Annotated in this window: 18 protein-coding genes; 10 read left to right on the forward strand and 8 right to left on the reverse strand. The window is 68.6% G+C overall.

What is annotated here, in order from left to right:
* The first annotated feature begins 164 nt into the window (after positions 1-164).
* Both OHT21_RS22680 and OHT21_RS22685 read left to right on the forward strand, forming a co-directional pair.
* Positions 165-1,439: a sensor histidine kinase gene (locus tag OHT21_RS22680; protein ID WP_328770185.1), complete on the forward strand. Its 1,275-nt coding sequence runs from the start codon at positions 165-167 to the stop codon at positions 1,437-1,439.
* Positions 1,427-2,086 carry a response regulator transcription factor gene (locus OHT21_RS22685; RefSeq protein ID WP_328770186.1) on the forward strand — a complete coding sequence of 220 codons (660 nt, stop codon included), beginning with the start codon at positions 1,427-1,429 and terminating at the stop codon, positions 2,084-2,086. The genes OHT21_RS22680 and OHT21_RS22685 overlap by 13 nt, the downstream gene beginning before the upstream one ends.
* A 186-nt stretch (positions 2,087-2,272) precedes the next feature.
* Here OHT21_RS22685 and OHT21_RS22690 read toward each other — a convergent pair whose 3' ends face one another.
* Both OHT21_RS22690 and OHT21_RS22695 read right to left on the reverse strand, forming a co-directional pair.
* Positions 2,273-3,223: an SMP-30/gluconolactonase/LRE family protein gene (locus tag OHT21_RS22690; RefSeq protein WP_328770187.1), complete on the reverse strand. Its 951-nt coding sequence runs from the start codon at positions 3,221-3,223 to the stop codon at positions 2,273-2,275.
* 217 nt (positions 3,224-3,440) lie between these two features.
* On the reverse strand, positions 3,441-3,848 hold the full coding sequence (locus OHT21_RS22695; RefSeq protein WP_328770188.1) for a RidA family protein: 408 nt from the start codon (positions 3,846-3,848) through the stop codon (positions 3,441-3,443).
* Positions 3,849-3,928: 80 nt separating this feature from the next.
* Between OHT21_RS22695 and OHT21_RS22700 the strand changes: the two genes are divergently transcribed.
* On the forward strand, positions 3,929-4,582 hold the full coding sequence (locus tag OHT21_RS22700) for a TetR/AcrR family transcriptional regulator (protein ID WP_328770189.1): 654 nt from the start codon (positions 3,929-3,931) through the stop codon (positions 4,580-4,582).
* An 86-nt stretch (positions 4,583-4,668) separates the two neighbouring features.
* Positions 4,669-5,223, forward strand: coding sequence for an AAA family ATPase (locus tag OHT21_RS22705; protein ID WP_328770190.1), 555 nt, complete (start codon positions 4,669-4,671; stop codon positions 5,221-5,223).
* A 20-nt stretch (positions 5,224-5,243) separates the two neighbouring features.
* Here the strand turns inward: OHT21_RS22705 and OHT21_RS22710 are convergent, their stop codons facing one another.
* Positions 5,244-6,143, reverse strand: coding sequence for a helix-turn-helix transcriptional regulator (locus OHT21_RS22710; RefSeq protein ID WP_328770191.1), 900 nt, complete (start codon positions 6,141-6,143; stop codon positions 5,244-5,246).
* A gap of 422 nt (positions 6,144-6,565) precedes the next feature.
* Between OHT21_RS22710 and OHT21_RS22715 the strand changes: the two genes are divergently transcribed.
* The 3 genes from OHT21_RS22715 to OHT21_RS22725 all read left to right on the forward strand — a co-directional run bounded on the left by OHT21_RS22715 (position 6,566) and on the right by OHT21_RS22725 (position 9,201).
* A complete protein-coding gene (locus OHT21_RS22715) occupies positions 6,566-6,952 on the forward strand; it encodes a hypothetical protein (RefSeq protein WP_328770192.1) in 387 nt (128 codons plus the stop codon).
* A gap of 39 nt (positions 6,953-6,991) precedes the next feature.
* Positions 6,992-7,450 (forward strand): peptidase M23, encoded by a 459-nt coding sequence (locus tag OHT21_RS22720; protein WP_328770193.1) that lies wholly within the window; start codon positions 6,992-6,994, stop codon positions 7,448-7,450.
* 245 nt (positions 7,451-7,695) lie between these two features.
* Positions 7,696-9,201, forward strand: coding sequence for an MFS transporter (locus OHT21_RS22725; protein WP_328770194.1), 1,506 nt, complete (start codon positions 7,696-7,698; stop codon positions 9,199-9,201).
* 229 nt (positions 9,202-9,430) lie between these two features.
* Here OHT21_RS22725 and OHT21_RS22730 read toward each other — a convergent pair whose 3' ends face one another.
* Entirely contained in the window at positions 9,431-9,673 is a 243-nt protein-coding gene (locus OHT21_RS22730; RefSeq protein WP_187823539.1) for a type II toxin-antitoxin system Phd/YefM family antitoxin, read from the reverse strand.
* A 53-nt stretch (positions 9,674-9,726) separates the two neighbouring features.
* Positions 9,727-11,598 (reverse strand): ABC transporter ATP-binding protein, encoded by a 1,872-nt coding sequence (locus tag OHT21_RS22735; protein WP_443050652.1) that lies wholly within the window; start codon positions 11,596-11,598, stop codon positions 9,727-9,729.
* Positions 11,599-11,766: 168 nt separating this feature from the next.
* Here OHT21_RS22735 and OHT21_RS22740 point away from each other — a divergent pair, with 168 nt between their 5' ends.
* Positions 11,767-12,342, forward strand: coding sequence for a TetR/AcrR family transcriptional regulator (locus OHT21_RS22740; protein ID WP_328770196.1), 576 nt, complete (start codon positions 11,767-11,769; stop codon positions 12,340-12,342).
* A gap of 19 nt (positions 12,343-12,361) precedes the next feature.
* On the opposite strand, the gene OHT21_RS22745 is transcribed toward OHT21_RS22740, so the two are convergent.
* Complete coding sequence (locus OHT21_RS22745) at positions 12,362-13,204, reverse strand: hypothetical protein (protein WP_328770197.1); 843 nt, start codon at positions 13,202-13,204, stop codon at positions 12,362-12,364.
* 93 nt (positions 13,205-13,297) lie between these two features.
* Complete coding sequence (locus tag OHT21_RS22750; RefSeq protein ID WP_328770198.1) at positions 13,298-13,813, reverse strand: YceI family protein; 516 nt, start codon at positions 13,811-13,813, stop codon at positions 13,298-13,300.
* 118 nt (positions 13,814-13,931) lie between these two features.
* Between OHT21_RS22750 and OHT21_RS22755 the strand changes: the two genes are divergently transcribed.
* Positions 13,932-14,489: a MarR family winged helix-turn-helix transcriptional regulator gene (locus tag OHT21_RS22755; protein ID WP_328770199.1), complete on the forward strand. Its 558-nt coding sequence runs from the start codon at positions 13,932-13,934 to the stop codon at positions 14,487-14,489.
* A complete protein-coding gene (locus tag OHT21_RS22760; RefSeq protein ID WP_328770200.1) occupies positions 14,486-15,685 on the forward strand; it encodes a CaiB/BaiF CoA transferase family protein in 1,200 nt (399 codons plus the stop codon). Before OHT21_RS22755 ends, OHT21_RS22760 begins: the two co-directional genes overlap by 4 nt.
* A 268-nt stretch (positions 15,686-15,953) precedes the next feature.
* Here the strand turns inward: OHT21_RS22760 and OHT21_RS22765 are convergent, their stop codons facing one another.
* The gene (locus OHT21_RS22765; protein WP_328770201.1) at positions 15,954-16,973 is read right to left on the reverse strand and encodes an FkbM family methyltransferase; all 1,020 of its coding nucleotides are present in this window, start codon (positions 16,971-16,973) and stop codon (positions 15,954-15,956) included.
* Positions 16,974-17,032: the final 59 nt, after the last annotated feature.

Raw genomic sequence — 17,032 nt, forward strand, 5'->3', positions numbered from 1 at the left:
CGGTTGCGTTGTCGTCACCGACGCTATGAATCGCGACCCCTCACGGCCGAGCCCGCCTGCCGCCCGGTTCGAGGTACAGCCTGCTGTACTTTCCGCGACTTCCCTCGCCTCGAGCTGACGGCCGACTGATCGGCCGCCTATGGTCGTTGCCCTAGGAGGAGCCCATGCCGAGCCAGCAGTACGTATCTGACGGCACCCCAAAGGCCCGTATCCGGGACATCGTTGTCCGGTCGGCCGGCGCCGCCCTCATGGCGCTCGAAAAGCTCGCCGGCGGATTCGGCACCGCCGTCCTGGCGCTGGCCGTCCTCCTCCTGGTGACCGTCAGCGCCGTGGCCTCCCTGGTCGGGGTGGGGCTGCTGATGGCGCCCGCCGCCCTGCGCGCCCTGCACGCCGTCGCCGACCGCGAACGTGACCGGCTCACCCGTTGGGGCCCGGAGCTGATCAGCCCGGGAACCGCACCGACCGAGCTGCGCCCGGCCCTTGCCGACCCCGGCACCCGGCGGGAGCTGGGCTGGCTGGCCACGCACGCGACACTGGGGCTGCTCCTTGGCCTGATCGGCGTGCTGTTGCCGCTCGTCGCGATCCGCGACACCGCGTTCCCGCTGCTGTGGCCGTTCGCGCCTGAGGACGCCAACAGCACGTCCATCGGTTTGGGCAACGCGCAGACCTTGGGGGAGGCCCTCGCCGTGACCCCGCTGGGCCTGGCCTGGATCGCCATCATGGTGGGGCTCGGGCCAGGCATGGCACAGCTGCAGGCGCTGCCGGGGCGCCGGTTGCTGTCGGCAGGACCCGACGCCGACCTGTCGCTACGGGTCGCCGAGCTGACCGCCACCCGGGCCGCCGCCCTCGACGCCCACGCCACCGAACTGCGCCGTATCGAGCGCTCGTTGCACGACGGCACCCAGAACCGGCTCGTCAACGTCACCGTCCTGCTCGGCGCCGCCCGCCGTATGGTGGCCCGCGACCCTGCCGGCGCCGACGAAATCCTCGAACGCGCGCAGAGCGCCGCCGAGGGCGCGCTGGCCGAACTGCGCTCGGTGTCCCGGAGCATCCTGCCGCCGGTCCTGGACGACCGCGGACTCGAAGGCGCGCTGAACGGTCTTGCCGCGGACTGCCCGGTGCCCTGCCGCGTCGACGTCGACACACCCGCGAGATGCGCGGTCTCCGTCGAGGCGACCGCCTACTTCATCGTGGCCGAAGCCCTCACCAACATCGCCAAACACAGCCACGCCCAGCACGCCACCGTCACCGTCCACAGCCACGACGGCCGACTGAACCTGCGCATCAGGGACGACGGCCGGGGCGGCGCGGACGAAACCGGCGGCTCCGGCCTGACCGGCATGCGCCGCCGCATCGCCGCCCACGACGGCACCCTCACCCTCACCAGCCCGCCCGGCGGGCCCACAACCCTCGAGGTGGACCTCCCATGCGGATCGTGATCGCCGAGGACGACCCCCTGCTGCGCGAAGGACTCGCCCTGCTGCTGCGGGCGGAGTCGCTGGACGTGGTGGCCACCGCCGGCACGGCCGACGGGATCCTCGACGCCATCGACGAACACAAGCCCGACGTCGCCATCCTCGACGTACGGATGCCCCCGACCCACACGGACGAGGGCATCGTCGCGGCCGTCGAGGCCAGATGCCGCCGCCCGGACCTGGCCGTGCTCGTCCTGTCCGCATACGTCGAGCAGAGCTTCGCCCACGAACTGCTCACCGGCGGCGTAACCGGCCTTGGTTATCTCCTCAAAGAGCGAGTCGGGCGGGTCGAGGAATTCCTGGACGCCCTGCGGCGGGTGGCGGACGGAGGCACCGCCATCGACCCCGAGGTCGTCGCCCAGCTCTTCACCCGCAGCCGCCACGACTCCCGCCTGGAACGCCTCAGCCCCCGCGAACGCGACGTACTGGCCCTCATGGCCGAGGGCCTGGGCAACTCCGCCATTGCCGAACGCCTGGTCGTCACGGACGGCGCCGTCCACAAACACATCCGCAGCATCTTCGCCAAGCTCGACCTGTCCCCCACCGACCAGGTGGACAGACGCGTCGCCGCGGTCCTCCAGTACCTGGAGGACGTACGCCACCGAGCCTGAGCACCCGTGTCCGGCTAGGCGGCTTGCCGAAGACCGGTGCGGTACCGCGCCCCTTCAGGGGCGCGGGGCTGTATCAATGTGCGGCTCCGCCGCGATGGGGGTCCCCCCGCTCGAGCGGAGCCGAGAGTGGGGGAGCGACCAGCCACGACGGACCCGCAGCTTCTCACCGCATCTCCAGCGGAGCGCCTAGGCAGGCACAGCAACGCCGTTGAACGTCGTCTCCGGCGTCTGAGGGCTGGTGAACCGCGCGTTGACGAGATACAGCCGGTCGCCCCAACGAGCGGCCGTGGCCGGCACGTCGAACCGGGGATCGGTGATCGTCCGCTTCAACGTGGCCGTGGTGACCTTCGCGTCGAGGTCCCAGACACTGATCAGGTTCTGCCGGTTCTGCACGACGTACAAGGTGCGGCCTATACGAACCAGCCCGTCGCCGTTGGCGACGTCGGCCTGCCCCTTCAGCGCGATCTTCTTCGCCTCGCCGGTCTTGATGTGGACGTGGTAGAGCTCTCCCGGCGTGCTCTTGACGACGATCAGCCCCCGGCCGTCAGGGGTGTCGACGATGCCGTTGGCGTTGTTCACGTCGGGCAACTGCACCCAGTCCCCGCCGAGCGGCAGACTGCGCACCTCGCCACCCCGGCCACGGGGTACGCCGTACAGCACGGCCTGACGCGAGTCGGTGAACCAGGCGCGATCGCCGAGCAGAATGACGTCGTTGACGAACGGCGCGGCGCTGTCGGTCAGTTGATACGTGGCCTTGAGCTTGCCGCTGCGCGAGTCGACGATGCGCGCGGTGCCCCCGGCGCCTCCGGCGAGATAGAGCAGCCCGTCATGGTCCAGCTTCAGCCCGATGGACGCCGTACCGGCAGCCCCCTCGAACAGAACACCACCCTTGCCGGTCCGCAGATCGGTGCGATAGACGGCACCGTTCGCACGGGACCCCATATAGGCGTACGGCTTTCTCCCGATGGTGATGCCCTCGGGCAACCACCCGTCCGGCAACGGAAACTCGTCCGGCCACGCACTCTTGACGACCCCGGCAGCGGCACTGGCCGTACCGGCACCAGCAGCCAGCGTGAGAGCGGCGGCAGCCCCGCCGAGAACGGCACGCCGGGACACCCGGCCTTGGTTCGGGGACATGGTTCCGTACCTCCATAAAAGCGGCGGTGAAACGCTAAGACCTCAGCAACTCATCAAACTGACACAGCACTTGAGAACGCTCTGCCCGCTCGAACGCCCCACCCTCGACCAGAGTTCCCCTGTGATTTCCCTGTGTACCGCCTGTGGCCCACAGCATGACCAGACCCCGGCCCTCAGCCCCCTGCGTGCAGCGATACGGCTCTGACCGCTGTTACGGCTATTCGATGACCGCGGTGGCTTCGACCTCGACCAGCAGGTCCGGCTCGCCCAGTGCCGCAACGCCCAGCAGAGTGATCGGCTTGACGGGATCGATGCCGAGCTTCGCCGAGGCCCGGCCCACGCCCTCACCAAGCAGCGGCATCTTCTCGGGACTCCAGTCGACGACGTAGATGGTCAACTTCGCCACGTCGTCGAAGGAGCCGCCGACCCCGGCCAGAGCGGTGGCGACATTGAGATAGCACTGCTCGACCTGAGCAGCGAAGTCTCCGTCACCGACGGGCCGCCCGTCGGCGTCGCGGGCAACCTGCCCCGCCAGAAACACCAGCTTCGATCCGGTGGCAACCGACAACTGCCGGTAGACCTCGGGCTTCGGCAACCCCTCGGGATTCACCAGCGTCACGGACATGATCGGCCTCTTCCTCTTGGCATCAGGGGCGCAGGATCAGCAACCCCTGAAAACATAGCAGCGTTATGTAATATGGAGCCATGGCGAGGACGAAAGACCCAGCGGTCCGCTCCCTGCTGCTCGACCGGGCCGCACACATGCTGCGTACGAGGCAACCGGTCACCCTCCGCACCCTGGTCGCCGGAACCGGCGTGTCAACGATGGCCGTCTACACCTACTTCGGCGGCATGGACGGTCTGTGGAAGGCACTGCGGCAAGAAGGCTTTACACGCCTGGCCGCCCAACTCGCAGCCGTCAAAATGACTCCGGACCCGGTACGAGACCTCGCCGCCCTGGGCGCCGCCTACCTGACCAACGCCCTGGAGAACCCCGACCTCTACCGCGTCATGTTCGACGCGAGCTTCGACCTCGAAGACACCGGCGCCGCGGACGAAACCCTCGACGGCCTCGTCCGCGCCGTCAACCGCGCCAAGACGAACAGCCGCTTCCGCGACGAGATCGACCCCCTGGAACTGGCAACACAAAGCTGGACCATCGGCCACGGACTAGCCTCCCTCATCGCCACAGGCCCCCTGCCACCCCAGGCACTCACGCACGGCGCACCCATGCTGACCGCGCTGTTCACGAGCGCAGGAGACGAACCTGACCGATGCCGCCAGTCGGTCGAGCGCGGCTGGGGACGGATCCACCGAGCCACGCCCGGTTCTCGCGATCGGAGCGACGGGCCTTCGTAGATCGTGATCTCGCTGGTGGCGCCTGTGGTCATGGGCCGGTCGATATCGGATCGCGTGAGACAGGTGCACGCTGGCACGCTGCCTGCATGGATCACGCGGAAGTACTGCTCATCGGAGGGCGGGCCGGAGTCGGCAAGACGACGGTGGGGTGGGAGGTTTCTGCGTTGCTGCGGGCTGCGGTGGTCCCACATGCGGTCATCGACGGTGACTTCATGGGGCAGGTACATCCGGCCCCGGAGGGGGACCCTCACCGCTCGGAGATCACGGAGAGCAATCTGACTGCGGTGTGGGCGAACTACGCCCAGCGCGGCTACCGCCGACTGATCTATACGAACACTCTGAGCGTGCTGCCCGAGTCGACGGGGATGTTCGAGCGCGCCTTGGGCCCGGGGGTGCGGATCGTACGGGTCCTCCTCACCGCCTCCGACGCCACCACCCGCGAGCGCCTGGTACGCCGGGAACTGGGCTCGGAACTGGAACACGAGCTGGCGGGCAGTGCCCGCAAGGCGCGACGGCTGGACCAGCGGGCCCCCGCGGACACCGTGCGGTTGGTGACGGACGGGCGGTCTGTCGTGGACATCGCCCGCGAAGTGGTGGCCGCCACCGACTGGACCGGGCGGCACTCCGCGAGTAATCCGTGATCGTGCCGACGGGCCCACCGTCAGGCGAAACTCAGCGCAAGCGGCGTTCCGCGATCAATACGCCCATTTCTCTGCAGCAGGATGAGGTCACCCACGGTTGCGCTTTTACCGAGCCCGAGTTCTTGAATCGGAACAGTCCCAGGCAGCCGCGTGGCGGCGATCGGCGTCAGGTGAAGCTCACCCTCTGGCGAAATTGCAGCCAGAGCCCCGGACAGCTCCTCAGGGCCAAGCTGCTCGACCACCTTACTCAATGGATCAAGCAAAACCGAGCAGACCACCTTGAGGCGGTGACTGTCCTTTCGCGGCAAAGCCTGCAACCGATCAAGGAAATCACGGTCCTGAACCGCCTCACCGAGGAGATGCATCACGGCCATCCGGTCATTGACGCGTTCGTCCTGCTCAGCCACAACCTCGAGCGCAGGCCGACCCTGCTGCATGGCCTGCAACGACTGAGAAACAAGGAGGTCGATCATCAGAGCTTCATCACGTTTTGGACGGTTAACCCCGTCACCGAGCCCTTGAGTTTCCAACCACTCATTCACTTCCGCCCAGCGCCAAACAAGGGACCGCCCAACAACCCCTTCGCTTGCGGGAAAACTCGACCCATCGCCTTTATGCCGCACACCCCTGACCCATTGATCAACATTCTGACGCGTCCTCTCAACCCGAGCCGCAATGTCAGACACACCAACCAAATCGCCGTCAATCCGCAACACGGAGATTTGCGGGAAGTCATTCTTGAGTGAATTGATCAGACCGTGGGCGGCAATGACACTATTAGGCCCTTCCCCGGTAACCACAAGGACCACTCTCCCCGACTGCGCCAGAAGAAGAGCGTCATAATTCTCATATAGCGCACTCACCGCGCTTTCATCATCGACCGAGATGCCGTCGACGATAAAGCTGAATTCGAATTCCATCGCCGTCGCTCCCACCACACTCGGCGCCCCAGAGTGCCAGTCTTGGGCAGCGAGCTCCTGTTGTCAATTGACAACAGGCCTCACGGTCCGGCGTGGATCACCGTCCGGGAGGGGGCAGCGACTGGCCGCCTGGGCGATACGTCGGGCCGCGTTGCCGGGGTTCTTGGGGGTGCCGGGCAACTCAACCTGCCCAAAAGCTGTCGGCTACGGCAGAACAAGTCGCCTGCGCCAGAAGCTAGTTGTTGCGAGAGACCGAAGGCGGTCGTGGTGCCATATCGGCGCACCTATGCGCCCGCCCTGCAAGGCACGTCAACTCAGGATGGGTGACGCAGGTCACAACCGCCCGTGTCATACGGAAAGTCCTCCCCCGTCGTGTCCCCTGCGCAAGGCACACCCGGTCAACGACCAACGGGGAGAAGCACATGAAGGTACGTACCGCACTTGCCGGCGCGGCAGCCGGCGCTGCGCTCCTGGCCGGTTCCGTCGCCGCGGCAGGGCCCGCCGCCGCGGCCGACACGGGCGCCCAGGCCACCTTCACCGTCTGGGCCACGGACGTGAACGTCCGTGACAACCCGAACGACGTCGCCACCTGCGACAACAACCCGTCGACCGCCAACTGCCCGCGTGTCGTCGGGAAGTTGCAGCCGAACCAGCCGTTCGAGGCGGTCTGCCAGAACCAGGGGCAGGTCGTGGGCGGCAACGAGTGGTGGGTGCTCGTCGAGCGCGGCGACATGCTCGGCTGGATGGCGAGCTACTACGTCGATCACCCGGACAACAAGCTGCCGAACGTTCCGGAATGCGGGATGTAAGCGAAGAGCGAAGCAAGAACGAAGCAAGAACGAAGGGGGATGAGCACCCTGAAGACACGCACTGCACGCACTGCACGCACTGCACGCACTGCACGCACTGCACGCACTGCACGCACTGCACGCACCAAGGGAACCCTCGGCCGCAAGGCCGCCGTCACGGCGGGGATCGCCGCCGCGGGGGCGCTGACCCTGACCGGCCCGCAGGCCATCGCCGCGGACACCCGGCCGGCGTCCGCCGAGGCCAAGGAGGTCTACGTCTGGGCGACGAACGTCCGCCTGCACGTGGAGCCCTACGTCAACTCGCCCTCGCCGGCGAAGGTGTCCCAAGAGACGCTGGTCGGCTTCTGCCAGAAGCAGGGCGACACGGTCACCGAACCGGGCCAGGGGACCAGCAGTTGGTGGACGCTCGTCGAGAAGCCGGGCGGCAGCGACAGCCTGTTCATCAGCAACGTCTACCTGGTGGGCGGCGAAAAGAGCGAGGGCATCCCCGACTGCTGACCGCCTGACAGGCACGCATAGACGAGTAGACGAGACATAGACCGAGAAGACGAGAAGCGGGATCCGGCTACGGGTCCCGCTGCTCTCATGCGGTGCCGGGACACCGGCCCCGGCACCCGCCGCCCCAAATCTTCGCCAAGCACGCCGCCCCGAGCCCGCCTTAACTTGCTTAACTAAATCAACGTACTTACATTTTATCCAACCGCGCATACCGACCGCACCGCCGCTCACCCGGAGGCCCGACCATGTCCCACGCCCAACCCCGCACCGCCGCCCCCGGCGCGGCAGCGCCCCCGCGGCCGAACGTCGTCGTGGCGGTGCTGGCCTTCGGCGGGATCGTGGTCTCGCTGATGCAGACCCTTGTCATTCCGATCGTTCCGGAGCTGCCCAGCCTCCTGAACGCCCCGGCGTCCGACACCGCCTGGGCCGTCACCGCCACCCTGCTCGCCGCCGCCGTCGCGACGCCGATGATGGGGCGGCTCGGCGACATGTACGGCAAGCGCCGGATGCTGCTGGTCAGCGTGGTGATGCTGGTGGCGGGGTCGGTCACGGCGGCGCTCAGCGAGTCCCTGGCCCCGATGATCGTGGGGCGCGCGTTGCAGGGTCTGTCGGCCGGTGTCATCCCGCTCGGCATCAGCATCATGCGCGACGAACTGCCCGCCGAACGGCTCGGCTCCGCCACCGCGCTGATGAGCGCCTCCCTCGGCGTCGGCGGCGCCCTCGGCCTGCCCGCCGCCGCGCTCATCGCCGACAACTTCGACTGGCACGTACTGTTCTGGGCCTCGGCCGGCATGGGTGTCGTCGCCCTGTTGCTCGTACTGGCCCTCGTACCGGAGTCCAAGGTGCGCACGGGAGGACGGTTCGACCTGGTCGGTGCGGTCGGGATGGCGGCGGGGCTGGTGTGCCTGCTGCTGGCGATCTCCAAGGGTGGGGACTGGGGCTGGGGCAGCGGCACCATCCTCGGCCTGTTCGGTGCGGCTGTCGTGATCCTGCTGGTGTGGGGCGTCTTCGAGCTGCGTACCAAGCAGCCGCTGGTCGATCTGCGGACCACCGCGCGTCGTCAGGTGCTGTTCACCAACCTCGCCTCGATAGCCGTCGGCTTCGCGATGTTCGCGATGTCCCTCGTCATTCCGCAGCTCCTGCAGTTGCCTGAGGCGACCGGATACGGTCTGGGTCAGTCGCTGCTCGCCGCCGGTCTGGTCATGGCACCGTCTGGCCTGGTGATGATGGCCCTGGCCCCGGTCTCCGCGGCCGTCTCCAAGGCCAAGGGCCCGAAGGTGACGCTGATGATCGGCTCCCTGATCGTGGCCGGCGGCTACGGGCTGAACATCGTGCTGATGGACGAGGTCTGGCACTTCATCCTGGTGTCCTGCGTCATCGGCGCCGGTATCGGCTTCACGTACGGTTCGATGCCCGCGCTGATCATGAGCGCCGTACCGATGTCCGAGACGGGCGCCGCGAACAGCCTCAACACCCTGATGCGGTCCATCGGTACGTCGGTCGCCAGCGCGGTCGCCGGCGTCATCCTGGCGCAGATGACCACCACCTTCGGCTCCACCGCCCTCCCCTCCGAGGACGGCTTCAAGGCGGTCCTGGCGATCGGTGTCGGCGCGGCCCTTCTCGCGTTCCTGCTCGCCTCGTTCCTTCCGCGGCGGCAGCCGGTCGCGGCCGAGACGTCCGGGACATCGGCCGGGGAGGTGGACGGGGGCACCGGCGACGCCGCCCTCGCGGCCATTCCCCGCCGACGCTGACGCCGACTCAGGCGCGCCGGTCACCGTTCCGCGGCCCCGCCGACCTCTGGACAAGGCGACTCTGGGCGACGACGGTACGGGACTCGCCCACGACGGCGATTAGTTCGGCCGGCCGCGACGGCGAACGGACCGCCGACGCCAGGTCGAGCAGGTCCTTGATCTCGCCGGAACAACTCAGGGGAGTCGTCCAGCCACCAGAGGACCACATGGGTGTCGAGCAGCAGTCGCATCAGTGCATCCCGAAAGCGTCGGCAATGTCGTCGGGCAGTTCATCGAAGTCATCGGGGATGTGGATCTGCCCCCGAAGCGAGCCCCGGCCGGTCCGCTTCACCTTGGGGCGCAGCGGCACCACCTTGGCCACCGGCTCCCCCGCCTTGCTGATCACGATCTCCTCACCGGTCGCGACCTGCTCCAGGATCCGTGAGAAGTGCGTCTTTGCTTCATGAACGTTGTACTGCCGTGCTGCTTCCATGGCCGCCTCTCCACACGATCACCAGGTGGACTAAGCATCGGACTAGGAGTAGCTCACCGCGCGGCCGTGGTCGCGGCGATGCGCAGGGCCTCTACCAGGTCGCGGTAGAGGGTGTCCGTCGTCAGGAGGTCCTCGTGGGTGCCTCGGGTTCGGATTCGGCCCTCCTCCATCACCACGATGGTGTCCGCGTCGATCACGGTCGACAGGCGGTGGGCGATCGTGACCACGGCGCCCGTGGCGGCGCGGGAGCGGATGCAGTCGTGGACGGCGGCTTCGGTGAGGCCGTCGAGTTGGGCGGTTGCCTCGTCCAGGAGGAGGACGTCGGGGGTGCGGAGCAGGGCTCGGGCCAGGGCGATGCGCTGGCGTTCGCCGCCCGAGACGGTCGTGGACGACAAGAGGGTGTCGAGGCCCTCGTCGAGGGTGTCGATCTTCTCGGCCAGGCGGACGTCGTGCAGGACCCGGCGTAGTTCGTCGTCCGTCGCGTCGGGGCGGGAGAGCAGCAGGTTGTCGCGGATCGTGCCGGGGACGATCGGGGTGTCCTGCTCGACGTACGCCAGTCGCGCCCGGATGTCGTCGTGGGTGTGGTCGCGGTACGGGCGGCCGTCCAGGAGGAGTTCGCCGCCCGTCGGTTCCAGGAAGCGCAGGATGAGGGAGAAGAGGGTCGTTTTGCCCGCGCCCGAGGGGCCGACGATCGCGGTGTGCCCGTGTCGGGGGACGGCCAGGTCGACGCCCCGTACAGCGGGCTCGACGTCGGGGCCGTAGGCGGCGGTGACCTGCCTCAGTTCCAGTACGGGGATGTCGTCACCGTCCCCAAGCCTCTGACCGGAGGACCGCACATCCCCGGTCCGCAGGCTCTCGGTCCGCAGGCTCTCGGTCCGCAGGCTCTCGGCCCGCAAGCTCTCGGCCCGCAAGCTCTCGGCCCGCAAGCTCTCGGCCCGCAAGCTCTCGGCCCGCAAGCTCTCGGCCCGCAAGCTCTCGGCCCGCAAGCTCTCGGTCTGCAAGTCGTCCGTCTCGCGGATGCGTTCCGCGGCGGCGATGCCGGACTGGAGTGCGGTGAGGTTCTGGCTGAGTTCGGTGATGGGTTCCATGAGGCCGAACGCGTACAGCAGGAAAGCGATCAGGCTGGACACCTCCAGCTGCCCCTCGCCGACCCGCCAGGCGCCCACCGCCAGAATCGCGATGATCGCCAACTGGATGCCCGACCACGAGATCGTCCAGGCCAGCGCCTCGCGGCGGACCGCGCGTACGCCGTACTCGGCCGACGAGCGCGCGTCGGCCACGATCCGCTCGGCCGTACGTTCCTCTGCGCGGCTCACCTTCACCGTACGGATGGCCCGCAGCGTGCCCTCCAGTACGCCGCCGAGCCGCCCGATGTGCTCCTGGGCCCGCTGCTGTGCCGTGGCGATCCCCGGCATGAGGACCGCGAACAGTACGGCGATCACGGCGACCGCCGCCACGGTCGTGCCGAGCAGTACGAGGTCGAGTACGCCCATCAGGACCAGGGTCCCCATCAGCATGATCGTGCCGTTGATCAGGCCGATCGGCACATTGGTGGCGGCCTCGCGCAGCAGCACCGTGTCGGAGGTGACGCGGGTGACCAGTTCGCCGGTCGGGCGCCGGGTGACGGCGGGCACCGTGGCCCGCAGGAAACGCCGCACCATCGACTCGCGGGCCTCCAGCACCACGCGCTCCCCCAGCGCGCCGAGCATGGACCACTGCCAGTACCCGACGGCGCCGCCGACCGCGAGCAGCACCAGCAGGACGACGACAGGGCCGGTCAGCGACGCCGAGTCGTCCAGCGCGTCGAGCACCCACTTGGTGACCATCGGCGTGGCAAGGCCCATCGCCGAACCGACCAGAGCCAGTAAAAGTCCTCGTACGAGGGCGGCTCGGTGGGGCCGGGCGAACGACCACAGCACACGCAGGCGGGGCGCGACCGCGTCCCGCTGAGTCGAGTGCGGAGTGGCTTGCTCCGCGGCTTGCTCCGTGGATTCCTCAGTGGTTTTGGGAACAGTCATGACACCGAGTGGAACACTCTTGTTCCACTAAGGGCAAGCGAGTTTCACTCCGGAATGGGGCGCTACCGTATGGGCATGAGTGACGACCGCACCGCGGTGACCGAGAGCGGGACGCGCGCGCGAACCCGGCGTGCCATCCTCGACGCCGCCGTCTCGCTCCTGTCCACCGACCAGTCCGCGTCGCTCGCCGACGTCGCGGCCGCCGCCGGTGTGGGGCGTACCACCGTTCATCGCTACTTCCCCGAGCGGTCCGCCCTGCTGGCGGCCATCGGCACGGACGTCCTCGACAGTGTCGCGGTCGCCACCGAGCGGGCCCGGCTCGAAGACGGCCCGGCCCTCAAGGCCCTGGAACGGCTCTGCCAGCAGCTCTTCGAGCTCGGCGACCGCCTCATGCTGCTGTTCGACATGCCGCAGTTCAGGAACTGGTCCGGCTGGGAGGAGGAGACCCCCGCCGACAAGGCGCTCCTACGCCTGATCCGCCGCGGCCAGGAGGAGGGCACGCTCGACCCCGAACCCGACGCCTACTGGATCCAGAACGTCCTGTGGGCCCTGCTCTACACGGCCTGGGAACAGTCCCGCGACTACGAAACCCCCAGGCATACGGCCCTGACCCTGTGCCTGCACACACTCCGCAAGGCCGTATCCCCGTGATCCGCAAGGGGCCCGCTCCTCAGTAGCCGTACCGACTCTTCAGATGGCGCCAGAAGTCGCGGAACATCCACTTGTCGAACTCCGTGATCTGGCCGGCGCTGCCCGCCTTCATCAGGAAGCAGCACTGGCCGGTCGGAGTCCAGTCGTAGAAGTCGTCGAGGCCGAAGGTGTGGCCGACCTCGTGCAGGTAGACGTGGATGTTCTCCTGGTCCAGGGCGCCGGTGAAGTACTCCTGGCCGACGCGCTGCCCCCAGTCACCGCCGGCCCCGCCCTGGAAGCCCTTGGTCAGCCACAGTGACTGGTCGTAGTGGCGGGCGGGGCCGCCGGGGCACTGTGAGTAGTCGCCGTCCTGGTGGAAGAAGCGGCCGCAGCCGGGCGCGCACTGCGGGGCTCCGCCCTCGTCCAGGATTCCGGTGTAGATGTCGACGGAGTTGTCGCTCCACTGGAGGGTGGAGCGGTCCTTGACGGCCCAGCCGACGATGTTGACGGGAACCTCGGTGTACGGCCAGGCATTGTGTCCCGTACCGCCTTCGACCATGGCGGCCATCCACTTGCCGAACTGCTTCTTCAGCGCGCCGTGGATCCGGTCGCGCAGCGCGGCGCTGACGGGGGCGTCGGACTCCCAGCGGACGCAGTAGTTGACGCTCCCCTTGTTGGCCATGATCTGGTCCCACCCGTAATTACGGAAGCCGTACAGGTCGGGATAGGTCGACTCGACGTGCTTCCACACCTCATCCAGTGGCTGCACCAGTTCCGCGGGCGGATCCCACTCCTCGGCGGCCTCGGTACGCGGAGCGAACGCACCGGCCGCCGCGACCAGCACGGCTAACAAGGTGACCAGACGAGCAAGGTACTTGCCCATGGTGATTCCTCCCGGTGGGGGACGGGGGTTCACACAGGGGTCGCCGCCGGGGCGGGCAAGGTTGCCCGCCCCGAAGCTCGGTCTTGCCGCCCGTCAGGCCGTCGCGCGGGCGAAGCGGAGGGTGGTGGTGACGGTGGTCAGGCCGCGCATCATGCCCAGCTGGTTCCAGGTCATGCCGAACTCGGCGCGGTCGACGGTCAGTTCGGCGGCCAGGGTGACCGCGTCGGCCGACGAGTCGGTGACGCGGGCGGTGAAGGACACGGGGCGGCTGATGCCGCGTACGGTCAGCTGGCCGGAGACCTCGGCGGTGTCGTCCGTACGCGGGGCGCAGCTGCGTACCGCGAAGGTGATGGCGGGGTGCCGGTCCACGTCGAAGAAGTCGGCGGAGCGCAGGTGCTTGTCGCGCTTGGTGTGCTTGGTGTCCAGGGAGGCGGCGTCGATGGTCACCGTGCCACTGGCGGAACCGTCGGGACGGACCTCGCCGTCGCCCGTGACGCCCGCGAAGGTGCCGTTGACGGTGACCATGCCCCACATCGTCTTCTGCCGGACGGCGACGGTGGAGCGGGCGGGGTCGAGCTGCCAGAGGCCGGTTTCGACTGCGACGGACATGACGTTTCTCCTGACGGGGCGTGTGTAACGGAAAGGGGCGATGGTTATCCAAATTTGGACAGCCACACGCTAGCGCGTAATCCAAAATTGGACAACCAGTCGGATAGAGTGGAGCATCATGGCCGACTCCACCGCTCCCACGGACCTGTCCGACCTGCCCGAGCCCTCGGGTGAGCAGCCCTCGGGCTGTCTCGCCGGTGACAGCGGGCTGCTGCCGGCGGAGCTCCGCGCCTGGATGCACCTGCTCGCCGCGGCCGGCGCGGTCGAGCAGCAGCTGCGCGCCCGCGTCAAGGACGCCCTCGGGATCTCGCACGACGAGTTCCTGATCGTGTGCCTGCTGGCCGACCAGCCCGGAGGCGGCCTGCGCATGACCCGCATCGCCGAACTCCTCGGCCGCCCCAAAACCCGGCTGACCTACCAGGTCGCCTGCCTCCAGCACGCCGGACTGGTCACCAAGGGGTCGGTCTGCGGCGACCGGCGCGGCATCGAAGTGACCCTCACCGAGAAGGCACGCCGGCTCCTGAACGACGCCTCGCCCCCACTCGCCCACGCCATCACCGACGCCGTCACCCGCGCCCTCGGCCCCGAGCAACGCGCCGCCCTGTGCGGCCTGCTGCCGGGCATCGCGGACGACGACCAGCAGCCCGCCGAGTCGCCGGACAGGAGCGCCCCGTGACCGGTCACTGCGCACCGCTCCCGCTCACCGGCATCACCGTCGTGAGCGTCGAGCAGGCCGTCGCCGCCCCGTTCGCCACGCGCCAGCTGGCCGATCTCGGGGCGCGGGTCATCAAGGTGGAGCGGCCGGGGGAGGGGGACTTCGCGCGGCGGTACGACACCACGGTCGACGGAGAGTCCAGCTACTTCGTGTGGCTCAACCGCTCCAAGGAATCCCTGACCCTCGACCTGAAGTCGGCACAGGGGCGGGAGATCCTGGAGCAACTGCTCGGCGGCGCCGACGTGTTCGTACAGAATCTGGCCCCGGGCGCGGCCGCCCGGCTGGGCCTCGGCGCGGCGGACCTGGCCGAACGGCACCCCTCCCTCATCCCCTGCTCCATCTCCGGTTACGGGAGCAGCGGGCCGTGGGCGCACCGAAAGGCGTACGACCTGCTCGTACAGTGCCAGACCGGCCTTGTCTCACTCACCGGGAACGAGCACGGGGCGGCCCGCGCGGGGGTGTCCGTCGCCGATATCGCCGCCGGGATGTACGCGTACTCGGGCATCCTCACCGCCCTCTACACCCGCGCGACCACCGGCGCCGCCCGCGCCGTGGAGGTCTCCCTCTTCGAAGCGCTGGCCGAGTGGATGAGCCAGCCCGCCTACTACACGCGTCACAGCGGAACCCAGCCGCCCCGCATCGGCACCCAGCACGCCACCATCGCCCCGTACGGCGCCTTCACCGCGGCCGACGGCAAGGACGTACTGTTCTCGATCCAGAACGAACGCGAGTGGGTCGCGCTGTGCGAGCGCTTCCTGGAGCGCCCGGAACTCGTCGACGATCCGCGCTTCGCCACCGGCTCGGACCGGGTGGCGCACCGCGACGAGATCAACGCGATCGTCGCCGAACGCTTCGGCCGCTCGGACAGCCGCGAGGTGGAGAAGCTGCTGGACGAGGCGGGCATCGCGAACGCCGGGGTCAATGACGTAGAGGAGTTCCTCGCCCATCCCGTACTCGCCGCGCGCGGGCGGTGGCAGGACGTACGCCTGCCCGGCGGGGGCGCGGTGCCGGCACTCCTGCCGCCGGTGGACCTGGCCGGGGCCCCGGCCCGTATGGACCCGGTGCCCGCGGTCGGGGAGCACACGGAGGGGATCCTGGCGGAGCTTGGGCACAGCGCGGAGGCTGTTGATGACCTTCGCATTGCGGGGGTCATCTGACCGGGGGCTGCGCCCCCAGGCCCCCCGCCAGGGGGTGGTGGGTGACACTGCGTGTCGCGGCTGCGGGTGCATTGTGGCTGGTCGCGCAGTTCCCCGCGCCCCTGAAAGCCTGCGGCTCCACTCAGCCATGGTCACGACGAACCCCGCAGCTCCCCGCAGCCCGCGCCCACCACGCACCCAAGGGGCGCGGGGCTGTGTCAATGTGCAGCTCCGCCGCGTGGGCGCGAGCAACCACGACGGCGCCGCAGCCGACAACGAACCCAACCGCTCAACCGCCGGAGGTACCCGCCGCTGCCGGGCGGACCATCACGCAGTCGAACTCAACGACCCGGCCCGTAGCCGGTTCGCGGGTCACCGGGTACATGCCTGTGATCTCGAAGCCGGCCTCCTCGTACAGGGCGACTGCCTCGTGCATGCGGGGGCTGCCCTCGTAGAGCTGGAGGAGGGCGACCTCCGACTGCATGCCTACGAAGTCGTCGACTCGTTTGCCGGCGCCTGCGAAGACCTCCAGGTCGTAGCCCTGGGTGTCCATCTTGAGGTAGGGGCGGGGGTCGGTGAGGCCGTCCAGGGCCTCGTCCATCACCGCGTCGAGGCGGCGGATCTCGATCTGCTCCATGGTCGCCTTGGCGAACCGCTTGTAGCGGCCCTTGCCGTACTCGGTGGGCGGGAGCAGGGAGTTCATGGAGTTCCAGTTGGCGTGGATCTCCATGGTGGCTTCTTCACGGCCGAGGCCGAAGTTGTAGACGTGCCAGTCCGGATCGTTCTCCGCCTTCTTCTGGAGCTTGGCGAAGTGCTCGGCGGTCGGCTCGAAGGAGACGATGCGGCCGGTGTAACCGTGACGGCGCAGGCGCCTGCCGTACTGGCCGGCGTTGGCGCCCACGTCGAAGACGCAGTTCACCTGGTACTTGTCCAGCACCGCGTTCACATGGTGGGCGCACAGGTAATCGGCGGCGGCCAGCTGGAGGACGCGCTCGTCGCCCTTCGTCGCCTCCGGGTCGAACAGCAGGTGCGCCCCGGTCTGCCCGAGCGCGGCGCTCTTCCACTTCGCCGGCTTCGGCTTGGCCTTGGACCCCTCGGTGCGACCGCGGGCCACCAGCCACGCGTCCTCGCCCACGGACGTCACCGTGTAACCGCTACTTCGGCGGGCCAGCAGATCAGTGCCCGCCTCGAGAGAGATCGGAGCACGCCCACGTCGACGGGAAACCAACGCCTCTCCCGGACCAAGATCGAGCACCTGCACGCCGAGCTTGGGAAGCAGCTTGAGTAGTCGCCTGTAAAGGGTCTGCATCCAGACACCCTTACATGCGAGCACCCGTTCGTTGAAGCGATCGCAGAACTTCCTGCTCC

This window comes from Streptomyces sp. NBC_00286, assembly GCF_036173125.1.
Lineage (GTDB): Bacteria > Actinomycetota > Actinomycetes > Streptomycetales > Streptomycetaceae > Streptomyces.